Genomic DNA, 23870 nt, shown 5'->3' with positions numbered 1-23870 from the left:
ATCTCATCTAAGCACCAACTCAAGAGGCCGTAAAACTTGAACAGGACAATAAGCGCTATCTTTTGACCCCCGCTCTGGTATAGTGCATCCCGTCTTGGCGCACTTCGGTCTGCGCCTCACATCCGCCGCACGCGACGTGCCGGCAGATCCCTTGCGAAATTTTCAAGCCTGGACCGAACCAAAAGCGAGTACCTTCAAACGACTCTGCACTCTGGTCAGGCACTCTCATATCGAGAGAATCAGGAGCTATCTATTCATGTTATTTAAAGACCTCAGCCTTTCGGCTGAACTGCTGCGTGCTGTCCAAAAACAGGGCTACGACGAAGCAACCCCGATCCAACAACAAGCTATTCCACTAGTACTCGAAGGTAAAGACGTACTAGCTGGTGCGCAGACTGGCACCGGAAAAACCGCCGGCTTTACCCTGCCTGTACTACAACGCCTACAGAACTCAGCCAGCGAAGGCAGTAAACGCCACCCTCGTGTATTGGTTCTCACTCCAACTCGTGAACTAGCTGCACAAGTACACGACAGCGTTCGCGATTACGGCCAGTACCTGCCATTCCGCTCTGCAGTTATCTTCGGTGGCGTTAGCATTAACCCGCAGAAACAAAAACTCATCAAGGGTGTGGACATTATTGTTGCCACTCCCGGGCGCCTGCTAGATCACGTACAGCAGCGCAGCGTTGACCTATCTCGCGTAGAGATTTTAGTCTTGGACGAAGCAGACCGCATGCTCGACATGGGCTTTATTCGAGACATTCGGAAGATCCTCAATGTGATCCCCAAGTCGCGCCAGACGCTACTGTTCTCCGCCACCTTCTCGAAAGAGATCAAAGGCCTGGCAGCGGAGTTCCTAAACCAACCGGCAGAAATTCAGGTTACCCCGCAGAATACCGCCGCCGAACTGGTCAGCCAGGTAGTTTATCCGGTCGACAAAAAGCGCAAGCGCGAACTCTTGTCACAAATTATTGGCGAAGGTAATTGGCAGCAGGTGTTGGTATTTACTCGCACTAAGCACGGTGCCAACAAGCTGGCAGAGCAATTGGATAAAGATGGTATTAAATCCGCTGCTATCCACGGTAACAAATCTCAAGGTGCTCGAACCCGAGCTCTAGCTGATTTTAAATCCGGCGCCGTTCGTGTATTGGTCGCCACTGATATAGCAGCACGCGGCATCGATATCGATAAGCTACCGCATGTGGTTAACTTTGAACTGCCCAACGTAGCGGAAGACTATGTACACCGCATTGGCCGTACCGCCCGCGCCGGACAGGAAGGGCACGCGGTCTCACTGGTCTGTGTCGATGAGCTAAAACTGCTGAAAGATATCGAGCGTGTACTGGGTTCGCCGATCGAGAAGGTCAACATGCCCGGCTTCGATGTCGACCCCAGCATTAAACCCGAGCCTATTCAAAATGGTCGCGGCGGCGGTCGCAGCCAAGCTGGCAATCGCGGCAATGCCAACCGTGGCCGCGCTAGCGCCAATCGTTCGGCAGGCGGTCGCGCTCAGGCGCAGACTCGTCAGCGCCGCGCTGGATAACTGTTCATACAGAGCACTAGCAATCGGCTACAATAAGGGGCCAAATTTCAATCGAGCATACTGGAGTTCGCTTGCATATTATGGCCCAACAGCTGCTTAAACTCGTCAAATACTGGCTCCAGATCTTCCAGCACGCTGCGAAGATCTGGCTAGACAGCAAAGCCTTTGCTAACGCTGGCTCCCTTGCCTTCTTCACCCTCTTTTCTATCGCCCCGGTAATGATCGTTATTGTCTCTGTGATCGGGGTGTTTTACGGACAGGAAGCTGCTCAGGGTCAGATTGCCACGCAACTACAGGAAACCATTGGCCCCGAAGCGGCTGAGGCCGTGCAAAGCGCCGTCTCTCAATCGAGCCTCAAAGAAGGAGGGTTGTTAGCTACTGTGGGTGGAATACTCGCCATGTTAGTTGGGGCAACTACAGTATTTGGCCAAATGCAGAACTCGCTTAACTCTATTTGGGGCGTAGTACCCAAACCCTCGCGCAACAGCCTGCTGATTTTTTTACGCAAACGTTTCACCTCCCTCACTATTGTGTTGGCGGTAGGCTTTGTCATGCTGGTGTCTCTATCTTTGAGCGTTGGCTTACGGGTTGTGTTGAATAATGTGCAGGGCTGGCTGCCCTGGTACAACGTTGCTTTTAGCCTAATGGATACTCTGCTATCTATTTTGGTGGCTTCACTACTGTTTGGCACTATCTTCAAAGTTTTACCCGATGTGCGCTTAAGCTGGCGTGATGTGGCTGTCGGATCCGTATTAACTGCCCTGCTCTTCACCGTGGGCCGATCTCTGATCGCGCTGTATTTGTCCTATACCGCCACTGCTTCAACCTATGGTGCAGCTGGCTCTCTGGTACTCTTACTGCTGTGGGTGAACTACTCCTCCCTTATTTTGCTCTATGGCGCGGCCTTCACCAGAGCGCACTTGCAGGCAAGAGGTTTGATCATCCACCCTCGCAATGTGGCCGTACGAGTGCGTCACGAGCTGATAGAAGACGAACTCAACTAGATAATTCTTAGCGAGACGAGCTAAAGTCTCGCCTATAAGTAGGCTAGAGGAGAACAGAAGATACAATGTACGAAGGAGAACGTCTCAATAGCATCAGCCACCTGATTGGTGCTGTGCTGGCCTTAGTGGGCCTAGGCGCCCTACTCACCATAGGATTACAGAGCGGCGACCCCTGGGTCTTGGCCAGTTTTACCGTCTTTGGCATAACCATGGTACTGCTCTATACCATGTCGACCTTGTATCACAGCTTCTCTCCGCCAGGCCTCAAGAAGCTATTCCAAATATTCGATCACGTTTCTATTTATCTGCTGATCGCCGGCAGCTATACCCCTTTTATGCTGGTAACTCTTAGAGATGGCAATGGCTGGCTCATTCTTAGCATTGTATGGGCTATGGCTTTAGTCGGTATTTTAAGTGAAATATTCCTATCTGGACGCGCCGTAAAAGCTTTTCAGATTGCGGCCTATCTAGCCATGGGCTGGGCCTGCGTCTACGATTTAGAGAGCCTGCGGCAAGCCCTTCCCAGTGCTGGCTTCGACTGGCTGGTTTACGGCGGCTTGGCCTACACTACCGGCGTGGTTTTTTACTTGCTGGATAAAATTGCCAAACTCAGCTATGCCCACGGTGCTTGGCACCTTTTTGTAGTCGCCGGTAGCCTGTGCCACTTTATTGCCGTCATCGGCTATGTTCACTGAGTTAGTACCGGGTAGATCGGCGATTAAAGGCGCCTAACCTTAAATTTACGGCCCTTAATCCTGCCATTGAGCAAGCGACCCAGCGCGGCGTCAGCCTGCTCCCGCGCAATGGCCACGTAAGACTGAAAGTCAGTGATTGAGATCTTGCCCACTGCGGCAGCGGGAATGCCTGCCTCACCAGTCAGCGCCCCAAGAATGTCCCCGGCACGCACTTTTTGTTTTTTGCCACCGGCAATACAAAGCGTTACGAAAGGCGCTGGCGCAGGTGACTCAGCCGCCCCAGATAGCTCTTCCAAACTTTCAAAGCTCAGCTCTCGGCCCAATGCTTCAGCCAAACGATCGAGTTTATAGCGCTCATTATCAGCGAATAGGTTTAGCGCAAGACCTTCTTTTCCGGCCCGCCCAGTACGACCAATACGGTGCACATAAGTGTCTGGATCACGCGGCAGTTCAAAGTTAATCACTGCGGGTAGGTCATCGATATCAAGGCCTCGTGCCGCTACGTCACTAGCGACGAGCAATGAACAGCTTTGCTGTTTAAACTGAATTAACACCTGATCACGATCCCGCTGCTCCATATCTCCATGCAGGGCAAGTGCTGCCAGACCCTCGGCCTGCAAGAAGCTTTCCACCTCTCTCACCAATTGCTTAGTATTACAGAAAATAACAGCTGAGCTCGGCCTAAAGTGCTGTAATAGCTTGGCCAGCCCCTCGACACGCTTTGACTGCGAGCAGATAAAGAAGCGCTCTTCAATGTTGTCTAGCGTCAACTGTGAGCTAACAGCTACGCGCTTAGCTTGACGCTGAAAGCGCGCGCTTAAGCGCTCTATATCCTGCGGGTAGGTAGCAGAAAACAACAGTGTCTGCCGGCTTTGTGGTATGCGGTCGACAATTCTCGACAGGTCTTCCTCAAAGCCCATTTCCAGCATCCGATCGGCCTCATCCAAGACCAGCATGGCGACCCGCTCTAAGGACAGTGTTTGCTTGCGCAGATGGTCTGTAATGCGCCCTGGCGTCCCCACCACTACATGTGCACCGTGCTCTAAGGAACCAATCTGCGGGCCGATTGGCTGACCGCCACAGAGCGTTACCACCTTAATGTTCTGCTGGTGGCGGGCTAATCGCCTGATCTCTTGCGCCACCTGTGTCGCTAGCTCTCGCGTCGGGCATAGCACTAAAGCCTGGGTACCAAAGTCACGCGGGTTCAAATGACTCAGTAGAGGCAATGCAAAGGCGGCTGTTTTACCACTGCCAGTTTCTGCTTGCGCTATCAGGTCCTGCCCACTTAATGCCAATGGCAAAGATGCTGCCTGAATCGCAGTCATCTCCCGGTAGCCGAGGGAATCCAGGTTATCCAGCATGGCTGGCGATAGTGGGAGCTTGGTAAAAGATAACTTGGAGGAGGGCTTTGAAGACATAGTTATTTAGAGGATCCAGTAATAAAAGCGCAGCAGCGTGCATGAGGCGCGATCATAACATGCCGCGGCCTAGCTGCCTTTGGCACATTGTCGCCTAGTTCTGCACAACTACTGCGCATTCACTGCTACTTTGGCACTACCCTAGATGGTTCTTAGAGGTCCAGATCACTGGCGTCGTGACGCTCCGGTACTCGCTCCTCTTCGGCACCCCAGACTCGATTGACACGCCGCCCTCGCTGCACCGCAGGCCGCGTTTCAATTTCTTCAGCCCAGCGCTGCACGTTTTTATAAATACCTACATCAAGAAATTCCTGAGCATCGTAGATATCACCGGTAACCAATACGCCATACCAGGGGTAAGTGGCCATATCGGCGATAGTGTAGTTATCACCGCTGAGGAATTGGCGCTCAGCCAAGTTGCGATCTAATACGTCAAGCTGACGCTTCACTTCCATGGTGTAGCGGTTAATTGGGTACTCAAGTTTTTCCGGCGCATAGGCGTAAAAATGGCCAAAACCACCGCCCAAGAAAGGGGTGCTACCCATTTGCCAAAATAACCAGGACAAACACTCCGCTCGTTCAGCTGGCTCTGTGGGCAAAAAGGCGCCAAACTTTTCCGCCAGATACATCAGGATAGCGCCCGACTCAAACACCCTGGTCGGCGTGGCTGTGCTGCGATCCACTAGGGCCGGTATCTTTGAGTTAGGGTTCACTGCCACAAAGCCGCTGCCGAACTGATCGCCTTCGGAAATATTGATCAGATAGGCGTCGTACTCCGCATCCTTTTTACCCAGGGCCAACAACTCCTCCAGCATGATGGTCACTTTTATGCCATTGGGTGTCGCTAATGAATACAGTTGAAGTGGGTGCTTGCCCACCGGCAACTCTTTGTCATGTGTTGGCCCAGCAATCGGGCGATTGATATTAGTGAAGCGGCCACCGTCCTGAGCGTCCCAGCGCCAGACACGGGGCGGCACATAATTAGAGTCAGACATAGATCACTATCCCTCCTTCAATAAATAGTTTTGCATGCGCTGTCGCAACTGCGGTTTATCAACTTTAGCACTAGCATTTAATGGTAGCTCGCTAAGACGCTGCCAGTATTTAGGTGTTTTATAAGCTGCCAACCATTGCCGACAATGGGCCTCTAGTGCGGCATCATCTATCTGCTCACTCATTACCACAAAGGCTGCAACAGCCTCACCCCAACGCGCATCGGGCACGCCGACCACGGCACAATCGCGCAGCGCAGGGTGTTTCCGCAACACCTCTTCCACTTCCCGCGAGGCAATATTTTCACCGCCACTGATGATCATGTCCTTCTTGCGATCGACTAGGTAGAGATAACCCTCATCGTCGAAACGGCCCACATCGCCGGTGTGCAACCAACCATCGCGCAAGGCCTCCGCACTTTCCTTGGGCTGCTGCCAGTATTCGAGCATACACTGCGCGGCCCGCACGACGATTTCACCGCTATCGCCCTGAGGACAATCCTGTCCTGCATCATCGACCAAGCGCAGCGTCGCCGTAGTCAGTGGACGGCCCACAGACTTTAGCAGCTCCGGTCGCTCAGTGGCTGCTAGAGCATGGTCTTCAGGTGTTAGAAAAGCAATGCTGCCCGAGAGTTCTGTCATACCGTAGCTCTGACACAAACCGACAGTTGTTTCACTTAACAAGCGCTGCAGTAGTGTTTCAGGCATCGCCGAGGCGCCGTAACCAATGGTCCGCACTGTGGCCAAATCTTTCGCTGCAAAGTCTGGATGATCCAGCAACATAGCTATCATCGTTGGCGCCAAGGACATCGTAGTCACCCCGAGTTCGCGACAAGCGGCGAGGGTTTCAGCCGCATCGAAACGCTCCGCGAGCACTACTGCCGCACCGTACAGGTGCTGTAGCAGCACATTATGTGCCGCCACGTGAAACAGCGGGAAAGGATAAAAATAACGGTCGCTGGCCAGTACTGGCCGCCCCAGAGCCGCCGATTCCAAGCCAGCTAAAAATGAACGGTGAGTTAGCACGGCTCCTTTAGGTCGCCCCGTAGAGCCTGAGGTATAAAGAATCCACACCGGATCATCTGTATTACTTTGAGGCAAAGCAGCACTCGGCCCGCTCTGCAGCCAAGCTGCGTAGGGCTCACCCAAGGCGATGCACTCAAGTTCTGACGGCAAGTCACCGTGTTGCTGTAAAAGCTCAAGTAATTGAGCATCTCCAATAAGCGTGCTCACCCCCGCCGCACGCAGCTGATAGGACCATTCCGCCGGTGCCAGCCGGGCGTTCAAAGGTACTAAGATCCGACCACTGGCCGGCACTGCATAGATCAGCTCAATAAATTCCGGGCAATTCCAAGCCAATACTGCCACCCGGTCACCCAGTGCTCCCCCAGCTGCTAAACGGCCGGCAGCAGTACTCACGCGCTGCTCAAGCGCTGCATAAGAGATTCCCTCACCTTGCCACCAGAGGGCGGTCGCTGAGGCTTGTTTGCGCGCCTGCTCACTAATGATTTGCTGCAATGTGTGGGGTCGTCCAGCCGCCCCACCCTCTGATCTTTCCATTAAGGTCCCCCACTGCTGTTTGCGCCGCAGGTTAGCATAGAGCAGACTGAGAAGGTGCTAACGACTCAAACCCAAATGGAGAGAAGCAATGCAAGCCATGCGCCTCAAAGCCCCCGGCGGTCTAGACCAATTACAGCTCACCACTATTGAAGCCAGAGCACCCCTTGCCGGCGAAGTACAAGTAGATATCAAAGCCAGCTCGCTGAACTTTCACGACTATGCAGTAGTAGTAGGCCTCATTCCCGCCGCGGATGGTCGCATACCAATGTCCGATGGCGCAGGCGTTGTCCGCGCCGTAGGTGAGGGTGTAACTGCTTTCCAGCCGGGCGATAAAGTTATCAGCCACTTTTTTCCTCACTGGCTCGCGGGGAGCGCCACTCAAGCAGTTATGGCAGGAGTGCCCGGGGATAACGTAGACGGCTTCGCTGCGCAATCAGTGACGATGCCTGTATCCTGTTTTGGACGCATGCCCAGTCATCTCGACTTTGATGCCGCTGCAACGCTACCCTGCGCTGCGCTCACTGCCTGGCGGGCTCTGATGGTAGAAACTCACCTGCGCCCCGGGGACTGGGTGCTTATCCAAGGCAGCGGTGGCGTGTCCCTCTTCGCGCTACAGTTTGCTCGCATGATGGGCTGCCGAGTGATCGCCACCTCCTCATCCAATGATAAGTTAGCCCGACTGGAGTCTCTGGGCGCGGAACATCTGATCAATTATCGCGAGACGCCCGAATGGGGTAATCGCGTGCTGGAGCTCACCGCTGGCCACGGTGCCGACTTAGTCGTTGAAGTTGGCGGATCTGCTACTGTCGCGCAATCGGTCCGGGCCGTGGCCTACAGTGGCTGTATCAGCATGATCGGCGTATTGACCGGCATCTCCGGTGAAGTCCCCACAGCAGAGCTATTCCAAAAAAATGCCCGCATCAGCGGCATTACAGTTGGCAGCCAAATGCATCAGCAAGATATGGTCAGCGCCATTGAAGCCAATCAGTTGCAACCAGTGATCGACAGCCACTTCCCGCTAGAGGAGCTAGCTGCAGCTTTCCGCCATCAAGAATCACAGCAGCACTTTGGCAAGATTTGCATTACTATTTAGCCTGCGGCTGGCTAGCCTAAAGTCGCTGCCTCAACAATACGCTGAATCCGGAAGTCTATGAAACTGCCCCCATTCCTGCGCGGCCAGCACAGCCGCAAGGCCCATAGCTCGCGCTATCGCTCAATCTCCCGCGGGCTGCGCAACCTGCTGATACTAGCTGTAGCCTTCAGCGCATTTCAATGGCAGAGCACGGGACAAGTCACCTGGCCGAAGGATTTACTTGATCGGGCACAGCAGTATGTCAGTCGACCTGAGGCAGGTTGGCATCGAGCCAAAGACGTTTTGGAAGAGCAAGGGGCGGTGCGGGAAGGTCAGCCCCTTCCAGACTTCGACCTCTACGGCAAAGTGGTGCGAGTATCCGATGGCGACACTCTGTCGCTACTAGACAAGAGTGGCAAGCAACACAAAATCCGGTTTTACGGTATCGACACGCCAGAGTTGCAACAGGCCTATGGCAAAGCAGCCAAAGCAGCTCTGTCTCGCCGGGTATATCGCGAAGAGGTGGGCGTGGTAGTCGTTGAAACTGATAACTACGGCCGCCAAGTCGGCACAGTCTACGCAGATGGTGTGAACGTCAATCGCGCTTTAGTAGAGGAAGGCTACGCTTGGTGGTACCGCTACCACGCCCCCCATGAGCGGCGCCTTGAAATTGCTGAAGGCGAAGCCCGCGCCGCCAAACGTGGCTTGTGGGCTGACGATGATCCGGTGCCGCCTTGGGACTGGCGCCGCCGCAACCGCGGCCGCTAAGGAGTGGAAGCACGCGACATTGCCACCATCACCTTTCTCGCCACAATTTGGGGCGCATCTTTCCTTTTTATGCGTGTCGCGGCACCTGAGTTTGGGCCCATCGCCTTAATTCAGTTGCGCGTAGCAATCGCGGCGCTGTGTTTACTACCACTGTTGTTGTACCGCTACCGCAGTCACTTGGCCTGGCACACAGTGCCGCACTTGCTGGTAGTTGGCATCACCAATTCCGCCCTGCCCTTCACATTGCTGGCTTTCGCCACCCTGCATGTCAGCGCTGGCTACACCTCCTTACTCAACTCCAGCGTACCCATGTGGAGCGCGTTAATTGCGGCTATTTGGTTGCGCGACTGGCTAACACGCTGGCAAGTTTTTGGGGTAATCGTGGGGTTCTTGGGAGTATTAGTGTTAGTGCAAGGCCGCGGGCAGCTGAACTTGGAAGGCCCCACTTTGGCGATCATTGCCTGCACAGGGGCCACTTTCAGTTATGGCCTATCTGCCAACTATACCAAACGCTATTTAACTGGCGTCCACCCAGTGGTCATGGCCACCTTAAGCCAGCTGTTTGCAGCGCTAGCAATGCTGCCATTGACCTATTACCACTGGCCTGAGGGGCCGATCTCAGCCATATCCTGGCTCTATGTGGCTCTGCTAGGCTCGCTGTGTACGGCTTTTGCCTATATTTTATTTTATCGCTTAATTATCAATGTCGGGCCCACGCGCACGGTTTCAGTCACCTTGCTGGTGCCAGTATTTGCTATGTTATGGGGCGCCTTGCTGCTCGATGAAAAGATCAGCAGCCACATGGCAGTGGGCTGCGCAATCATTCTCACCGGCACACTCTTCACCCTGCAAATCCTTGACCCTGGCCGCCATAAAAGGGCCCGGCAAAAGACCTAAACTGCCTACTTCAGCTCTGTTTGCACTAAGCCCGGTAGCGCTGACAACTGCCAGCGCATGCTGTGCTCACCGTCTTGCCAGATCACCAGCTGTAGCTGGTGCTTCTGATCACCCACGAGCTCACCATTGAGCATGAGGTCTGAACTGATTGGATAGACACCCTGCGGCAAACCTTCTGGCAAGGTAAAAGAAAACTCACCGACGAAACCACCGCCTTTCTCTCCCGCTTCCTTGGTCATGCTTTTCAGGGCAATGCTGTTGTCTTCGTTATCCCAGATGGTCAAACGCTCTTCCACCACGGCCATTGTGCTAGTGCGCCCTTGCACTACCTCAATGTAGGATTTGACCTTAACTTCAGTGCCAGGGCTGACCGCTGCGCTAGGATAAATCTGTGTACGATAAGCAAATACTTTCGTACTCTCCGGCACAGACCCGTTTTCCTTGGAGTACTCCTCAGTCACCTCTTCATTGCTCTTGGTCCGAACTGAGGTATAGCCGATAAACATATCGCGAATCAGCTCACTGACTAGCTGATTGGTTTTTTCAATTATCAGCGCTTCTGAGGTTCGCTTGGCGGTATCTTTTGCAGCATTGAGCAGGCTGTCAAAAAAACTCGCGTGACTAGCACTCGCCAAACTGAAACTAAGCAGCGCCAGAGGGATCATCTTTTTCACAGGTTACTCCTATGGTGGCAACTGCCACCTAATTAGCTACTAAAACGCATCGCTACACTTACTGTATGGAGATGTTCATTTTAGCCTTATTCTGAGCAGCTTCGGCTTTTCGTATCATGGCCTGCGCTGGACCATGCTCAGGAATGATCGCCAAGGCCGACTCAGATCTAGCAATCGTACAACTATAATCCTTGCGTTCCAAACAGCGCTCGGCCTCTTGTAGAAACCGCGCCACAGTCTGCTGGTTAAACTGCGCCTGCTGTCGAGCAGTCGCTATCGACTGTTTCATCTCAATGGCTCGTGTATTAAGCGCATCCAATTCCAGCACTTCTGAGAGTTTAGCCTCGCTGCAGTTGTGGTCGCCTTGCTGCAAGCAGCGCTCGCTTTCACTGAGCAAGCGAGCGATAGCTGCACCCTGCTCTTTACTGGCTTGTTCACGCTCAGCAAGCAAATTATCTAAGCGTCGCTGCACAGGATAAAGGTCAGCAGCCACAGCGCCCTGCTCTTGGGCATCAGTCAGCGCCTGCTGAACACAGCTGAAGTTAGCGCTATCGAGGCAGTCTTCTGCACGAGCCAGTATAGTGCCGACTCGGGCCTGGGCACTGCGTTGTTCAGACTGCTCAAGTAGTACTTTGGCCTCCGCATGATCGGGCTGCGACTTCAACACTTCCTGTAATTTGACTCGCGCACAACTAAAGTCCCCCGAGCTCAGACACTCACGGGCCTCAGCCAGGCGCGAATTAACCATGGTCTCTCGTGCTAATTTGGCCTGCGCATTTTGCGCCAACTGCAATAGCTTTTGCGCCTCAGTATTGTCCGGCGCCAAATTCTTCAGCACTAATGTGTTTTCTATAGTACAGCTGTAATCCTGCACAAAAAAACAATCCTCAGCTGCTTTAAGGCGCGCATTGACCGCCGCGGCCTCAGCTTGCTGTGCCTCATACTGCTGATAGCCCAACCATGCAGCCGCCCCTAGCGCCAGTATCACTACTGCGGCCACGCTCTTCAGGGCACCACGGCGCGACGCAGGTGGCATCATGCTCTCGCGGAATTGCGCAATGCTAGCGGGGCGTTTGCTTTTCTCAGTGCTAAGTGCGGCAGAAAGTGCCTGCCACTCGCGATTATTAAGGCCCTCTGGGCGGGCCGGCTTAAGCTTTGCCTGCTGCGCATCATAGGCGCTTTTGCGCTGGTAGGGGTGCTCGCCGGTCAGCATCAAGTACAATACACAAGCCAGCGCGTAGATATCATCGCTAAAGCTAGGCGCCTCACGATTGACCATTTCAACCGTAGCATAGGCAGGGGTCAATGCACCCAAGTCGGCCACATCAAAATCATGGCTTAAAGCATTCTTATTTGCAGCTCGAGCAATACCAAAATCGAGTATTTTGACTGTGCCGCCAGTGGTCACAAAAATATTACCTGGCTTAAAGTCAGAGTGAACCAGGTCGCGCTTATGGGCATATTCCAAGCCGGCACAGAGGTCCCTGAAGTAGCGCATTGCTACCTCTTTGCTAAACGGCGCCTCTAATTTAAGCAGAGCATCTAGCGCATCTCCCTTGAGCAACTCCATCGTCATAAAAATGGTGTCGTCGTCGCGGTCAAAATCATGAACTGTGACAATATTAGGGTGTGCCAACTTTTGGGACTTTACCGCCTCCTGCTGAAGTGACACAAAAGCCTGAGGGTGGTTTTTAAACTGTTGGCCCAAAACTTTGAGCGCGATATAAGGGTTGCGGTCCTCCGCTTCGACTTTGCGCAGGTCACGGGCCTTATAAACCAGCCCCATGCCGCCCTCACCCAGTACATCTTCTAGCACAAAGCGCTGTTTTAATAAGCGACCTTTTTGACTCTTAGCCTTCTCTGCCAGCTCCCGGGCGTGATCAAAGCCCGTTTGTGTAGCGCCACCACCCTTCTCACTGTAGCCAGCTGGGTCAACACCAGCTTCTGAGGGAGGCTCCACAGGATCGGTTACTGTCAGCTCATCATCGTTATTCAACGAGGGCTGATCTGCGGCCGAGCTTGGTTTTATATTGTCGCGCTGCCCCACGTAGCGGCTCCTTGGCTAATTTTACTGCCCTTAAAGGGCTGGCCGCACAAAACGAATTGCGCGCAGTATCTGTCTTGCCTAGCAATAATCAAACTGTATTCATCAAATTGAGTATAGGGCGATGGCTGCGTCAATAAAAGTGAACTAAACCCTTGCTGAGCCTAGGGTTCAGCCTTGTCACTGGGCTGGGCAGACAGCTAGACTCAAGCACGTTTTAATTATGATTTCTCGCGCCCTAACTAGGATACAAAACTTGTGCATACTGTCAGCTTTGGTGGCCAAATTTTGAGCCCCACTAAAATTCTCTGTGTGGGGCGCAACTACGTCGCACACATCGAAGAACTCGGCAACGAACTGCCTGATGAAATGGTGGTTTTCATGAAGCCCAATTCAGCCATCGGGCAAAAACTCCAAGCGAGCTTTGCTCAGCCAAAGCCCGAAGCGCTGCATTATGAAGGCGAGCTAGCATTTATAGTGATGGCAGGTCAGTTGGCTGGCGTTGGCTTTGGTCTTGATCTTACACGCCGTGAATTACAAAGTCGCCTGAAAAGCAAAGGCCTGCCTTGGGAGAGAGCTAAAGCCTTTGATGGTGCCGCAGTATTTAGCGAGTTCGTCGCGCTGCCCGAGCCCAACGTAAGACTCGGCCTTGAGCTCGAGGTGGATGGCCAGCTGCGTCAACAGGGTGATACCTCTATGATGCTTTATCAGCCGGCTCAAATCCTGCAGGAGCTGGCGAGCTTTAGCCAACTAGCTGACGGCGACATCATCATGACTGGCACGCCCGCCGGAGTCGGCCCTATACGCCAAGGGGAAATTTTCACCGGCCGCGTAATCGCTGCCGGCAAAACCCTTGTGGAGTCCAGCTGGCAGGCGCAGTAAGACGCCGTAGAAAGACCGCAGGATCTCACCAAGAGTGCTCAAAATTACTGATTGAAGGCCACCCAGTTTTGCAGTAGCTTGGAGTCATCCCACTCACTGTGGCAGCCTATGCAGCATATTCTAAAGCTGGATCTTGCAGGCCAACCGCGCGGCTGGATGACAGCACAGGAGGCAATTTCTGCCTACGCTAAAGGCGATGTCGTCTATGGCCTTGGAGATCCTCTGCCGCCTTTTTTTGGTGGCATCTCACGCCTCAGTGGTCTGCGCTCACGCATCGATCTTCAGCCTATAGTGGCCCTGCAAGGAAAAATCGTAGCGCGTTTTAGTCTTCCTCTGTCCAACCGCAGCCTGTTCCGCCGGGATGACCATCGCTGCCTTTACTGCGGACAGCAATTCACTCGAGTCCAGCTGACCCGCGACCACGTGATACCCACTTCCCGCGGCGGCCAGGATCGCTGGGAAAATGTGGTTGCAGCCTGCCGGCGCTGCAACTGGGCTAAAGACAACCGCAGCCCCGAAGAAGCCAACATGCCTTTACTGGCTATCCCCTTTCAACCCAACATTTGGGAGTGGCACTTCTTGGCTAAGGAGCGCGTGCTGGCCGACCAGATGCAATATCTATCTCGGCAGTTTCATGCCGAGCGGGCCTGGGCCCACTAAACCAAGCTAGGCTAGGTTTCCAGTCCGACCCCATCTTTCAGGACAAAGTACAGGTGCTTCACTTCATCGTTAACTTAGGTTCAGCACCCTAATATCAATGCTGAAATGACTATTTTGCACTTGCCAAAAAGCAGCATTGGCCTTAACGATAAGCCTTTACTGCCCCTTGTGCGGCATCACTGAAAGCGGATAATGGGCGCTTCCTACAGCAGCGGACTAGCATCGTGGCACCATCCTCATCACTGCCTAAAACTATCAACTTGATCGGCATGCCCGGCGCGGGCAAGAGCACCGTTGGGATTATCCTCGCCAAAATGACAGGTCTCGCTTTTACGGATACCGATCTGGCCATCCAATTGCGTGAAGGTGAGACCTTGCAAGAAACACTTGAACGCCAGGGGCATTTGCGGCTGCGCCAAATTGAGGAAGAGGTATTGCTAGAGATCGACCTAGCTCACGCTGTTATCTCTACCGGAGGCAGTGTGGTGTATAGCCCAGCAATAATGCAGCGACTGAAGCAGGCTGGCCCAGTGGTCTATTTACAGGCAGACCTCGACACACTCAGTCAGCGTGTTGCTGCCGCCCCCATGCGCGGCATTGCCAGTGACAGCAAGCAAAGCTTTGCTGATATTTATCGCGAGCGAACTCCTCTCTACGAACGCTATGCTGATTTAACGGTCGATGCCACTGCCGGCAGTGCTGATTCGGTGGCCAGTGCGATTGTTGATGACCTTCGGCAATATTCACAATAACGGACACGTCTCACCACTGTCCGGACAGTCAGCCTGGCCAGCGAAACAGCCAAAAACCTTGGCCCAAACACTGGCACGGAGATTGCAAATACTAGGCTGGGCGGCCCACGCCAAGTAATTCAGCCAGGGATGACGGGACCTCCGCCCAGGTCCAGTGCAGGGAAGCAGCAACTGGCGTGGGCCGCCTGAGCTTTTATTGCCCAGCGAACAAAGCGCGACAACAAATAGTTTTTGCCGTCCATACAATAAAATTTTGATTTACTCCCCCATCACTCTGAGTGATATTGCGCCGAAATAGCCGGAGCAAATCATCGGGAGATGAGCACATGAATGACACCAACCAAGACCTGGGCAACAACGACTCACTGGACGACTTCTTTGATCCTGTTATAGGTGACATGATCGATGAAGAGTACGCCCCTATTTCAACAGAAAAGCAGCGCCTAGCTGCCAAGCGCCGCCGCGCAGAGCAACGCTTAGAACAACGTCGCTTACGCGAAGAGCTTGGCTACTATGACCTCGAACTAGACGACTACTGAGACTCTCAGTCTTTCTAATTAATCGTCATCAGCCCCGCCGCATCGCGGCGGGCAACTAAAGCTCTTCTCCACCGCCGACTATCAAGTCCTAAGACCCGAAAACTGCTGCGCGACAGCCTCAATAAGTTCACGTTGAGGTGACGCGGAGTGGTAGGCGATATTTATTGGTCGGGAAAACACCGCTGCCCCACGGACCGGACTCAAGCCATCTTCAGCTAAAGCACTGCGCTGGCCGTAGGGCAGGTAGCAGGCGCCGCCGTGCTCCTTTAAGTAGCGCTTGGCTACCTCCTCAAGATTAGTGCGCAAGACCGGCAGGGCGTGATCGCCAAAATGTTGTGCATGAAAGCGAGAAAAGCCGCCGCCCCAATCTAGGTAGATATAATTATCGGCCTCTGTCAGCTGCGCATTGTTCAACTTGCCGGAGCTGTACAAGCACAGTTTCAGCTCTCCTATCGTAATAATTTCGAGCTCAGGCACGTTCGGCGGCGCATAGAGAATGGCAATATCCAGTGTGCCGGCCAGCAGCTTCTGCACAATCTCGTCTGTCCCTAGGCTCACAAGATGCAATATGAGCTCTGGTTCCGAGCGAATCAGGCCATGTAATTTTTGTTGCAGCGAATCACTCCACAAGCCATTGCGCACAGCGATAACTAACTGCCGGCTATCGCTATCGCCAAAAGCAACCTCCTGTCGCGCTCGAGCTAAGGCTAGCAACATGGTCTCAGCGTGAGGTACTAAGCGCTCACCCTCTTTGCTCAACTGGATATTATTGCGCGTACGCAGGAATAGCACCGCTCCCAGTGACTCCTCCAGCTGCTTGATGCGCGCGCTGACCGCCGCTGGGGTAATACACAGGTTCTCAGCCGCCTTGCCAAAATGGCGCGTTTTGCGCACTTCAAGAAAAGTCCGTAGTAGTACTGTATCCACTCAATTACCGCCCCGTTTGATACGTCCACATGCTGGGAACACAGGCACAGCTTAGCGACTAACGCCAGCTAAGCAACTGCCAATTCAACTAAGGATGGCTTTCACAGTTGGCAGACTCGCGCTAGCATAGGCATCCATACAAAGGGAGTTGAGTAAATGCCTGAAATCAAACGTGAAGTTCGTCCGGTGGAAGTCAATTACATCTGCGATGCTTGTGGCACGGGTATGATGGCCCGCAGCGGAGACATGAACCCCAAAACCGGTGACATTCCACATCGCTGCATGATCTGCAACCACGAACAAACTTTTCAGTGGCGCGAGTATCCTCGCATCGAGCACATTGGCGTGGATGAAGCCGGCTGACTTGCCACTAAAACTACTCCTTGGAGCGTTCAAACCTGAAGTAATAGGTGCTCGCGCTCCCAGGAGCTTATTACGCGGTTAAACTCTTCAAACTCATCGAGTTTCACCGCGGCATAAGCACGCAAGAACAACTCACCAAACATGTCTTGCAGCTCTGGCGTGTTGTGTAGCAAACGCAGCCCCTCTTCCAAAGTCCGCGCCACCTCCACTTCATCTTCGTTGGCCGTGCCCTGGTGAGGATCGCTGGGCTTGAGCCCCATTTTCATACCGAGATAACCACTGGCCAATGTTGCCGCAATCGCCAAGTAAGGGTTAGCATCAGCGCCAGGGAAGCGATTTTCTATACGAGTCGCTGAGGGCTTATCGTGGGGCACACGGAAAGCTGTGGTGCGGTTATCTAAGCCCCAGTTAAGGTTAATGGGAGCGGAGATATCGGGTGCTAAGCGGCGATATGAGTTCACATTAGGCGCGTACAGGCTAATCAGCTCCGGAGTAAAGCGTTGCAAGCCACCGATATAACTTAAAAAAGCCTCGGTGTAATTGCCCTCAGCATCGGCAAAAATATTCTCTCCGGTATCTGCCCTCACCACACTTTGATGAATGTGCATCGCACTACCTGGCTCGCGCATCATCGGCTTAGCCATAAAGGTCGCGTACATGCCGTATTTATGCGCCGTCTCGCGCACTGTACGCTTAAACACAAACACTTGATCAGCCAGACTTAATGCATCGCCATGGAGAAAGTTAATCTCCATCTGCGCCGCACCATTTTCATGCACTAAAGTGTCAACCTGCAGCTTTTGCGCATCGGCGTAGTCGTACATGTCTTCTACAAAGTCTTCAAACTCTGCCACGGCATCGATGCTGTAAGACAGGCGTGCTGTTTCACGACGACCGGAGCGCCCTTTAGGTGGCATCAACTCATAATCGGGGTCAGTGTTTTTGGCAACTAAATAAAACTCCATTTCCGGCGCAACCACCGGCTGCAAGCCATCCTTTTCATACAAGGCCAAGATATTGCGCAGCACGGTGCGCGAGGAAAGTGGGTGCAACTCACCACTAGGCTTATAACAATCGTGAATAATTTGGGCCGTCGGCTCACGGGCCCAAGGCACTACACGCAATGTATTTAAGTCGGGTTTTAAAATCATGTCAGCATCAGTGGGCTCAACAAAATCCCAATGGTCATCGGAATACTCTCCGGTCACCGTTTGTATCATGATGCTCTCTGGCAGTTTAGGATGGCCTAGACCCAAGAACTGCTGCGCAGGAATAAACTTACCCCGAGCATTGCCAGTCATATCGGGCACCAAGCACTCGACCTCAGAGATATTGTGCTCTTTTAGCCAATCTTTAATGAGCTTTGTTGCTGCGTCAGCGTCGCTGTCCATACACTATCCATTATCAGGAAAGACCAGAGTATCGCAGTACCTCGAACAGCTGGGCAAGTGTGCTAACCCTATCGAGGTATGCGAGCCTTTAACTTTAGGACCTTATACTTAGATCATGCAAAATCAAGCACATGTAAACTCCTGGTACGCCGCTAGCGCCGATGCCAAACTCCACTTTCCCGCCCTGCGTGGTGAGACCCAAGCGGATGTCTGCATCATTGGCGGCGGTTACACCGGCCTCTCAACAGCCATTCACTTGCGTCAGCGTGGCTATAGTGTGGTTTTACTTGAGGCTAACAAAATGGCTTGGGGCGCTTCTGGGCGCAATGGTGGCCATGTAGGTACTGGGCAGCGTGCAGCACAGCAAGACTTAGAGCGCTGGCTTGGTCTCAGTCACGCCAGCAGCCTATGGCAGCTGGGTTTAGAGGCTGTAGACACTGTCTGCGAGCTCATCCAAGAGCATCAGATTGACTGCGAACTGAAGCAGGGCAACCTGCACGTGGCTGCCAAACCCAAACATGCCAAAGAGTTAGAGCAAGACATCGAGCACCTGCAGCGGGTCTACGGCTACCAAGATATGCGTTATGTAAGTCCACAAGAGCTGGCAACCATGAGTTCTGGCCAGGGCTTTCACGGCGCTATCTTAGATCAGGGCTGCCGCCATCTGCACCCACTGAAGTACGCCCAAGGGCTTGCCAGAGCAGCACAGCAGCTCGGTGCACAGCTATACGAGGGCAGCCGCGTACTGTCCTACACTGAGGACAATAAAGTTCGGGTTAAAACCGACCAAGGGCAAGTCAATGCCGACTTCTTGGTTCTGGCATGCAACGGCTATTTGGACAAGCTTGAGCCCCGCACTGCTGGGCGCATTATGCCAATTAATAATTACATGCTCGCTACCGAGCCGCTATCTGAATCACTAGCCCGGCAACTCATCCGCGACGACTGCTCGATGTCAGACAGCCTGTTTGTGATTAACTATTGGAAGCTATCGGCCGATAATCGGCTACTTTTTGGCGGGGGCGAATCCTATAGCCGCCGTTTTCCAGCGGATATTGCCAGTTTTGTTCGCCGATACATGCTGCGAATTTACCCCGAATTGGCCACTACCCGTATCGATTATGCCTGGGGTGGGACCTTGGCTATCACCATGAATCGCATGCCTGACTGCGGCAAATTATCAGGCAAGACATTCTACGCCCATGGCTTCTCTGGCCATGGCGTACCCACCGCGACGCTGGCAGGAAAATTATTGGCTGAAGCAATCAGCGGCACAGCTGAGCGTTTTGACCTTATGGCCAATGTCCCCTCAAAACAGTTCCCCGGTGGCACAGTGCTGCGCTGGCCCGGCCTTGTCGCGGGCATGTTATTCTATAGCCTTCGTGATCGACTGGGCTGAAGCCGCCGGACTATACGCCATGCCACACTCTTCCAAGCTGATACCACTTCAGTCAAAGGCTGACTGGCGCGAGCAATTGCGCAAGGTCATCACTGACGGCACAAGCTTACTTCAGCAACTGGATTTATCACCGTCCCAGGTTAATCTCAGCGATGCTGCCTGCCAATCATTTAGCCTCAAAGTCCCCTTAGCTTTTGTACAGCGGATGCGCAAAGGCGACCCGAATGACCCCTTACTTAAACAAGTGCTGGCCTCAGCTGATGAGCTGATCAACCCAGCTGACTTTGGCCCCGACCCCACCGGCGAGAGTAAAGGCGTTATTCCCAGAGCCGGTATCATCCACAAATACCAGGGCCGTCTACTATTGGTTGTGACGGGTGGCTGCGCCATCAACTGCCGTTACTGTTTCCGCCGTCACTTCCCCTACTCCGCCAACATTAACAGCCGGCAGCAGTGGCGCGAGGCCCTAGCTTATATCGCCGAAGATCCATCAATTACTGAAGTCATTCTCAGTGGCGGTGACCCCTTGGTAGCCGATGATGATTATCTAGCAGAACTCTGTGAACAAATCGCGGCTATTGCACATGTAAAGCGACTGCGAATTCACTCAAGACTGCCAATAGTGCTACCCGATAGGATCACTCACTCCCTACTAGATGCGATCTGCCCAAAAGGCCTACAAAGCGTCATGGTGGTTCATTGCAACCACGCCAATGAAATTGATGCCGATGTTGGGCGAGCCATCGCAGTGATGCGAGAGCGGCAAATGACCGTGCTCAATCAATCGGTGTTATTGGCAGGGGTTAACGACTCTAGCGAAGCACTGGTGGCACTGAGTGAGAAACTGTTTGCTAATGGCGTGCTGCCCTACTATCTACACCTACTCGACAAGGTGCAGGGTGCTGCGCATTTCGATCTAGCAGAGCAGCGCGCACAAGAGCTACATGCGGCGATTACTCGCGAATTACCCGGTTACTTAGTACCTAAATTAGTGCGAGAAATCGCCGGTGAAGCGGCCAAGACCGCTATCCCAGCTTTAACAGATAGCAAGTCATGAGCCCTGAGCGCCTCAGCGTTCTAGGCTGACTAAGCGCTTTCAATCGGCCGCCTTAAGCCACGGCGACGGGGCGGCCCCTAGGCTTAAGCCTTTTTCACAAATTCCGACTTGAGCTTCATCGGCCCGATACCATCAATTTTGCAGTCGATATCGTGATCACCCTCAACTAAGCGGATGTTTTTGACCCGCGTGCCCACCTTAACAACAGAGGAAGAGCCTTTAACTTTCAGGTCTTTAATAACCGTTACCGTGTCACCATCCTGCAGCACATTGCCATTTGCATCTCGGAACTGAGGCTCATCATCCGCCGGCGCCTCACCTTCAATCCATTCATGGCCGCACTCAGGGCACACCAACATGGCAGCATCCTGGTAGGCATAGGGAGAGCTACATTTTGGGCAAGGGGGCAATTCACTCATAGGGGACTCCGAACAGTAATAGTTAAGGGCTGGGCAACTCACAAAGGACCACGGCATGTGCCGAGCCGTATCAACGGCTCTGTAATTGCCTCAAAAAGGACGCCATCTTACTCAAAAACTAAGAAAAATCCTAAGCTTTCTGACTTAGCAATACAGCCTGTGCCTCCTGTGATATTGAACAAGGAGACTCTAAGTAGCGAGCGCTAAGTTCCAATGAATTAAGCGCCACCACTTTACATAACAGAGACTAGCCAGCGAGTGATATTCGCCACCACTATCCCCAAATAATTTCCCACTGCATAGCCGAGTATGGCAGCGGCAAAACCTGGCAAGAGAATTTCCCTGTTTTTAAGTGCTCCGGCAATAACCGGCACAAAGGGTACTGACATGATCGCAGCTGAAGAAGTGATTAAAAATGTGTCGGTATCAATCTTGGCAAACTTGCACAATACCGCCTGCAAACACAAAGAGCCCACTAAGATAAAGCTAATATACGCCGCTAATGACATATCGATATTAGAGAGGATAGTGGTATCTATCATGGTGCCCGTTGTAAAACAGAACACTAAAATAAAGTACATACCAAGCTGAAAACTATTACTTAAGGCACGCAGTCTAGGAATAAATGAAGCTGCAAGCCCCATGGTCGTTATAAGAATAATAGTCATCACAGATATCAGCGACCCTGGTAATAAGCTCGCTACAAGCACCGATACAGCGACCACCAATAATGAGCAAATCAAGCCCAAAGCTGTTTGTGATAGCTGCTTTGGCTCAATGAGTTTTTTATAGGCCAGAGCACTTTCATCAGCCATATGCTCCATACCTGCATAATCAAGCTCTTGAGATTGATTCTTAGCTTTATAAGGCTTTAAGAACAGCGCAAATAATTTTTGCGCTATGGTCATTACAAAGATCAAATACATGGCAGAAAAAATCAGATCGTAAGTTGCCATTGTTAAAAAAACTGAATGATCTCCATCTATCGCTGTTTTGATCGCAGCCATATTGGGGCCACCACCCGTATAGGCGCCAACCGACATACCCGCAATCTGCCAAATATTGTCTAGCTGGCCAGAGAACAACACTGCCCCAAGAGTGCTGACTATTACCACTGACAGTAAAGCCAAAGCCATGCCTTTAAGGGTATCACCGGCCATGTTTAAGGCCGCTTTCACATTAATTGAAAACAGCAGTAAGGGTAGTGCAATGGCAATACTGAGTTCAGAAATACTGCTTTGAACTGAAGTGACTGTTTGGCGTGGAAATATCACTGACAGATCGACCATCATGGCCAGCGCGATACCGGCCGCAAAGGAGAGCACAACTACGCCCACTTTCTCTAAAACACTAAAGCGCTGGCACAAGGCAATTAATAAGACGGGAAACACAAGATAAAACAATGCTAATGCCATGCTTGTTAGCTCTTATTATTTTTAAATTCTAATAGTCGGGTTTTCTCAGCGGCTCTTGGTCAAATACTGGCCACCAGTCAACGATTTCGCCATTGTCATAAAGCGCAATATCTCCAAACTGTAAAAATACCGCCTCACTTTGCCTAGGCCTAAAATACATAAAATCATCTACTTGCAGATCATCACTGACTTTTAGCTCATACATTTCTTGGTTACTCGAGTGCCCCAAGATATTCGCTCGTTTTGATCCCGCGGGATAGCAGGGCTCAGCCAACCAATTTCCTCCGTAAATAAAACAAGCCTTTCTGGGCAGCAAACCCACTCGATGCATCAAGCGTGACAAAGTTTTGGCTGCAGGTAATTCTGGATCCTTCACTACTTTCAACACTGGCGCCGCAATAAAGGCAGCGGGCAAATGATGATCGAGCGTAAACACATCAAAGTCCGTGGGCTTTACTAATGCAGAGGCGGTTGCCAGCTCATTCATTAAGCCCGTCTTGGTGTACAAGGGATAAGTTGTGCTACCTGCAGTGTTGAGTACTAAGTCCTGCAGAGCAGCTTCACCATAAAGCGATACAATAGAATCGACATAGGATTGATAAGTACTCCAGGCTTGATCAAAGGCTTTTTTGTAACCTCCAACAATACTTGGCACCTTGGTGATGTGGGCTTCGTAACCTAGCAAACCTGATAGCTCTAAGTGTTTATCCTTTTTAATGAACTTGAGCGCATCTTCGAAGCTGCGCTTATCACTAAAACCACCACGGTGTAATCCAACATCGATTTCCAAACTGATGCGCATTTTGATGTTCAGCTTTTCCGCCAGCGCTGCATACTGCTCAGCTCGCTCATAGCTATCAATCAGCCACTGTAATTGTGTCTCAGGGTCGAATAAAGCAGATGGTCCATGTCGCTTTTCTATCGATTGATAAAATGACTCTACCGCGGCTACGGGCATCGGCTTTCCCATCAGTATTTCAGCACTGGGAATATTCTCTGCCACATGTTTTAAAAATGGCATATGAAAACTCATCAGTCGCTTTGTGTTCGCTGAGCTCATGAGATAATTGAGCATGGGAACTGAAGGTAGGGATTTAGCAACTATGCGAAAATCAAAGCCACGCTCTGTAATGGCTTTAACCGCTACTAAATTGTGATCTAAATGCGCCTTATCAATCACCAGCGTGGGCTGATGCACTCCAGCATTGGCTAGTGCCTCAGAGATCCGCTTGAAGTATGCCTCTGACAAAACACTCTGATGCTTTGACTTGCCTGACGACATAAGTAACTCACTGCTGTTGTTTAAAGAATTTATCTACTATTACCTCAGCAGCTTATAAAAGCCAACTTGCAGCAGCGCTTGATCGCTGACAGACAAAGGCATTCATGACCTTGCCAC

General features: G+C 52.3%; 23 protein-coding genes. 13 read left to right on the top strand and 10 right to left on the bottom strand.

Translation table 11 applies throughout. The features are described 5' to 3' along the window. The first annotated feature begins 256 nt into the window (after positions 1 to 256). The 3 genes from H2508_RS12890 (at position 257) to trhA (ending at position 3242) form a co-directional block, all read left to right on the top strand. Positions 257 to 1543, top strand: coding sequence for a DEAD/DEAH box helicase (locus H2508_RS12890; protein ID WP_182174439.1), 1287 nt, complete (start codon positions 257 to 259; stop codon positions 1541 to 1543). 80 nt (positions 1544 to 1623) lie between these two features. Then, on the top strand, positions 1624 to 2547 hold the full coding sequence (locus H2508_RS12885; RefSeq protein ID WP_182174436.1) for a YihY/virulence factor BrkB family protein: 924 nt from the start codon (positions 1624 to 1626) through the stop codon (positions 2545 to 2547). 65 nt (positions 2548 to 2612) lie between these two features. Then, positions 2613 to 3242 carry a PAQR family membrane homeostasis protein TrhA gene (gene trhA / locus H2508_RS12880; protein ID WP_182174433.1) on the top strand — a complete coding sequence of 210 codons (630 nt, stop codon included), beginning with the start codon at positions 2613 to 2615 and terminating at the stop codon, positions 3240 to 3242. 23 nt (positions 3243 to 3265) lie between these two features. Here the strand turns inward: trhA and dbpA are convergent, their stop codons facing one another. The 3 genes from dbpA to H2508_RS12865 form a co-directional block, all read right to left on the bottom strand. Further along, on the bottom strand, positions 3266 to 4660 hold the full coding sequence (dbpA, locus tag H2508_RS12875; protein WP_182174430.1) for an ATP-dependent RNA helicase DbpA: 1395 nt from the start codon (positions 4658 to 4660) through the stop codon (positions 3266 to 3268). A 152-nt stretch (positions 4661 to 4812) separates the two neighbouring features. Continuing rightward, positions 4813 to 5655, bottom strand: coding sequence for a glutathione-dependent disulfide-bond oxidoreductase (yghU, locus tag H2508_RS12870; protein WP_182174427.1), 843 nt, complete (start codon positions 5653 to 5655; stop codon positions 4813 to 4815). Positions 5656 to 5661: 6 nt separating this feature from the next. Continuing rightward, complete coding sequence (locus tag H2508_RS12865) at positions 5662 to 7212, bottom strand: AMP-binding protein (protein WP_182174423.1); 1551 nt, start codon at positions 7210 to 7212, stop codon at positions 5662 to 5664. An 88-nt stretch (positions 7213 to 7300) separates the two neighbouring features. On the opposite strand from H2508_RS12865, the gene H2508_RS12860 reads away from it, so the two are divergent. Genes H2508_RS12860 through H2508_RS15265 form a run of 3 tightly spaced genes read left to right on the top strand, consistent with a single transcriptional unit; the run spans position 7301 to position 9949 of the window. Further along, positions 7301 to 8305, top strand: a complete 1005-nt coding sequence (locus H2508_RS12860; RefSeq protein ID WP_182174420.1) for a zinc-dependent alcohol dehydrogenase family protein — start codon at positions 7301 to 7303, stop codon at positions 8303 to 8305. 57 nt (positions 8306 to 8362) lie between these two features. Next, positions 8363 to 9052 (top strand): thermonuclease family protein, encoded by a 690-nt coding sequence (locus H2508_RS12855; protein ID WP_182174418.1) that lies wholly within the window; start codon positions 8363 to 8365, stop codon positions 9050 to 9052. Between the two features lie 3 nt (positions 9053 to 9055). Next, positions 9056 to 9949 (top strand): DMT family transporter, encoded by an 894-nt coding sequence (locus H2508_RS15265; protein ID WP_182174416.1) that lies wholly within the window; start codon positions 9056 to 9058, stop codon positions 9947 to 9949. A gap of 5 nt (positions 9950 to 9954) precedes the next feature. Here H2508_RS15265 and H2508_RS12845 read toward each other — a convergent pair whose 3' ends face one another. After that, on the bottom strand, positions 9955 to 10623 hold the full coding sequence (locus tag H2508_RS12845; protein WP_182174414.1) for a hypothetical protein: 669 nt from the start codon (positions 10621 to 10623) through the stop codon (positions 9955 to 9957). Positions 10624 to 10681: 58 nt separating this feature from the next. Further along, entirely contained in the window at positions 10682 to 12670 is a 1989-nt protein-coding gene (locus H2508_RS12840; protein ID WP_182174412.1) for a serine/threonine-protein kinase, read from the bottom strand. A 255-nt stretch (positions 12671 to 12925) separates the two neighbouring features. Here H2508_RS12840 and H2508_RS12835 point away from each other — a divergent pair, with 255 nt between their 5' ends. The 4 genes from H2508_RS12835 to H2508_RS12820 all read left to right on the top strand — a co-directional run bounded on the left by H2508_RS12835 (position 12926) and on the right by H2508_RS12820 (position 15500). After that, complete coding sequence (locus tag H2508_RS12835) at positions 12926 to 13549, top strand: fumarylacetoacetate hydrolase family protein (protein WP_182174410.1); 624 nt, start codon at positions 12926 to 12928, stop codon at positions 13547 to 13549. Between the two features lie 108 nt (positions 13550 to 13657). After that, entirely contained in the window at positions 13658 to 14209 is a 552-nt protein-coding gene (locus H2508_RS12830) for an HNH endonuclease (RefSeq protein WP_182174408.1), read from the top strand. Between the two features lie 224 nt (positions 14210 to 14433). Further along, entirely contained in the window at positions 14434 to 14961 is a 528-nt protein-coding gene (locus H2508_RS12825) for a shikimate kinase (protein WP_328799372.1), read from the top strand. A 326-nt stretch (positions 14962 to 15287) separates the two neighbouring features. Beyond that, positions 15288 to 15500, top strand: a complete 213-nt coding sequence (locus H2508_RS12820) for a PA3496 family putative envelope integrity protein (protein WP_182174405.1) — start codon at positions 15288 to 15290, stop codon at positions 15498 to 15500. Between the two features lie 81 nt (positions 15501 to 15581). On the opposite strand, the gene H2508_RS12815 is transcribed toward H2508_RS12820, so the two are convergent. Then, positions 15582 to 16427: a LysR family transcriptional regulator gene (locus H2508_RS12815; RefSeq protein WP_182174402.1), complete on the bottom strand. Its 846-nt coding sequence runs from the start codon at positions 16425 to 16427 to the stop codon at positions 15582 to 15584. A 156-nt stretch (positions 16428 to 16583) separates the two neighbouring features. On the opposite strand from H2508_RS12815, the gene H2508_RS12810 reads away from it, so the two are divergent. Continuing rightward, the gene (locus tag H2508_RS12810; RefSeq protein WP_182174399.1) at positions 16584 to 16790 is read left to right on the top strand and encodes a type II citrate synthase; all 207 of its coding nucleotides are present in this window, start codon (positions 16584 to 16586) and stop codon (positions 16788 to 16790) included. A 29-nt stretch (positions 16791 to 16819) separates the two neighbouring features. On the opposite strand, the gene H2508_RS12805 is transcribed toward H2508_RS12810, so the two are convergent. After that, on the bottom strand, positions 16820 to 18181 hold the full coding sequence (locus H2508_RS12805) for a glutamine synthetase family protein (RefSeq protein WP_182174397.1): 1362 nt from the start codon (positions 18179 to 18181) through the stop codon (positions 16820 to 16822). 115 nt (positions 18182 to 18296) lie between these two features. Here H2508_RS12805 and H2508_RS12800 point away from each other — a divergent pair, with 115 nt between their 5' ends. Then, complete coding sequence (locus tag H2508_RS12800; RefSeq protein ID WP_182174395.1) at positions 18297 to 19580, top strand: NAD(P)/FAD-dependent oxidoreductase; 1284 nt, start codon at positions 18297 to 18299, stop codon at positions 19578 to 19580. A gap of 19 nt (positions 19581 to 19599) precedes the next feature. Further along, positions 19600 to 20637, top strand: coding sequence for an EF-P beta-lysylation protein EpmB (gene epmB, locus H2508_RS12795; protein ID WP_182174393.1), 1038 nt, complete (start codon positions 19600 to 19602; stop codon positions 20635 to 20637). A gap of 83 nt (positions 20638 to 20720) precedes the next feature. On the opposite strand, the gene H2508_RS12790 is transcribed toward epmB, so the two are convergent. From H2508_RS12790 to H2508_RS12780, 3 genes are all read right to left on the bottom strand, one after another. After that, positions 20721 to 21056 (bottom strand): zinc ribbon domain-containing protein YjdM, encoded by a 336-nt coding sequence (locus tag H2508_RS12790; protein WP_182174391.1) that lies wholly within the window; start codon positions 21054 to 21056, stop codon positions 20721 to 20723. Positions 21057 to 21289: 233 nt separating this feature from the next. Continuing rightward, a complete protein-coding gene (locus H2508_RS12785) occupies positions 21290 to 22348 on the bottom strand; it encodes a DUF819 family protein (protein WP_182174389.1) in 1059 nt (352 codons plus the stop codon). 151 nt (positions 22349 to 22499) lie between these two features. After that, entirely contained in the window at positions 22500 to 23753 is a 1254-nt protein-coding gene (locus tag H2508_RS12780) for a DSD1 family PLP-dependent enzyme (RefSeq protein ID WP_220463770.1), read from the bottom strand. Between the last annotated feature and the right edge of the window lie 117 nt (positions 23754 to 23870).

The sequence above is a fragment of the Sediminihaliea albiluteola genome, from assembly GCF_014077625.1.
GTDB classification, from domain to species: domain Bacteria; phylum Pseudomonadota; class Gammaproteobacteria; order Pseudomonadales; family Halieaceae; genus Sediminihaliea; species Sediminihaliea albiluteola.
The sequence above is the reverse complement of the archived record's forward strand: the minus strand, read 5'-3'. Positions and strand labels throughout refer to the sequence as shown.

Bases quoted from the DNA above. Each gene is read 5' to 3' on its own strand.
- H2508_RS12890 (WP_182174439.1), top strand. From the start codon at position 257: ATGTTATTTAAAGACCTCAGCCTTTCGGCTGAACTGCTGCGTGCTGTC.
- H2508_RS12885 (WP_182174436.1), top strand. From the start codon at position 1,624: ATGGCCCAACAGCTGCTTAAACTCGTCAAATACTGGCTCCAGATCTTC.
- trhA (WP_182174433.1), top strand. From the start codon at position 2,613: ATGTACGAAGGAGAACGTCTCAATAGCATCAGCCACCTGATTGGTGCT.
- dbpA (WP_182174430.1), bottom strand. From the start codon at position 4,660: ATGTCTTCAAAGCCCTCCTCCAAGTTATCTTTTACCAAGCTCCCACTA.
- yghU (WP_182174427.1), bottom strand. From the start codon at position 5,655: ATGTCTGACTCTAATTATGTGCCGCCCCGTGTCTGGCGCTGGGACGCT.
- H2508_RS12865 (WP_182174423.1), bottom strand. From the start codon at position 7,212: ATGGAAAGATCAGAGGGTGGGGCGGCTGGACGACCCCACACATTGCAG.
- H2508_RS12860 (WP_182174420.1), top strand. From the start codon at position 7,301: ATGCAAGCCATGCGCCTCAAAGCCCCCGGCGGTCTAGACCAATTACAG.
- H2508_RS12855 (WP_182174418.1), top strand. From the start codon at position 8,363: ATGAAACTGCCCCCATTCCTGCGCGGCCAGCACAGCCGCAAGGCCCAT.
- H2508_RS12830 (WP_182174408.1), top strand. From the start codon at position 13,658: ATGCAGCATATTCTAAAGCTGGATCTTGCAGGCCAACCGCGCGGCTGG.
- H2508_RS12820 (WP_182174405.1), top strand. From the start codon at position 15,288: ATGAATGACACCAACCAAGACCTGGGCAACAACGACTCACTGGACGAC.
- H2508_RS12810 (WP_182174399.1), top strand. From the start codon at position 16,584: ATGCCTGAAATCAAACGTGAAGTTCGTCCGGTGGAAGTCAATTACATC.
- H2508_RS12805 (WP_182174397.1), bottom strand. From the start codon at position 18,181: ATGGACAGCGACGCTGACGCAGCAACAAAGCTCATTAAAGATTGGCTA.
- H2508_RS12800 (WP_182174395.1), top strand. From the start codon at position 18,297: ATGCAAAATCAAGCACATGTAAACTCCTGGTACGCCGCTAGCGCCGAT.
- epmB (WP_182174393.1), top strand. From the start codon at position 19,600: ATGCCACACTCTTCCAAGCTGATACCACTTCAGTCAAAGGCTGACTGG.
- H2508_RS12790 (WP_182174391.1), bottom strand. From the start codon at position 21,056: ATGAGTGAATTGCCCCCTTGCCCAAAATGTAGCTCTCCCTATGCCTAC.
- H2508_RS12785 (WP_182174389.1), bottom strand. From the start codon at position 22,348: ATGATGGTCGATCTGTCAGTGATATTTCCACGCCAAACAGTCACTTCA.
- H2508_RS12780 (WP_220463770.1), bottom strand. From the start codon at position 23,753: ATGTCGTCAGGCAAGTCAAAGCATCAGAGTGTTTTGTCAGAGGCATAC.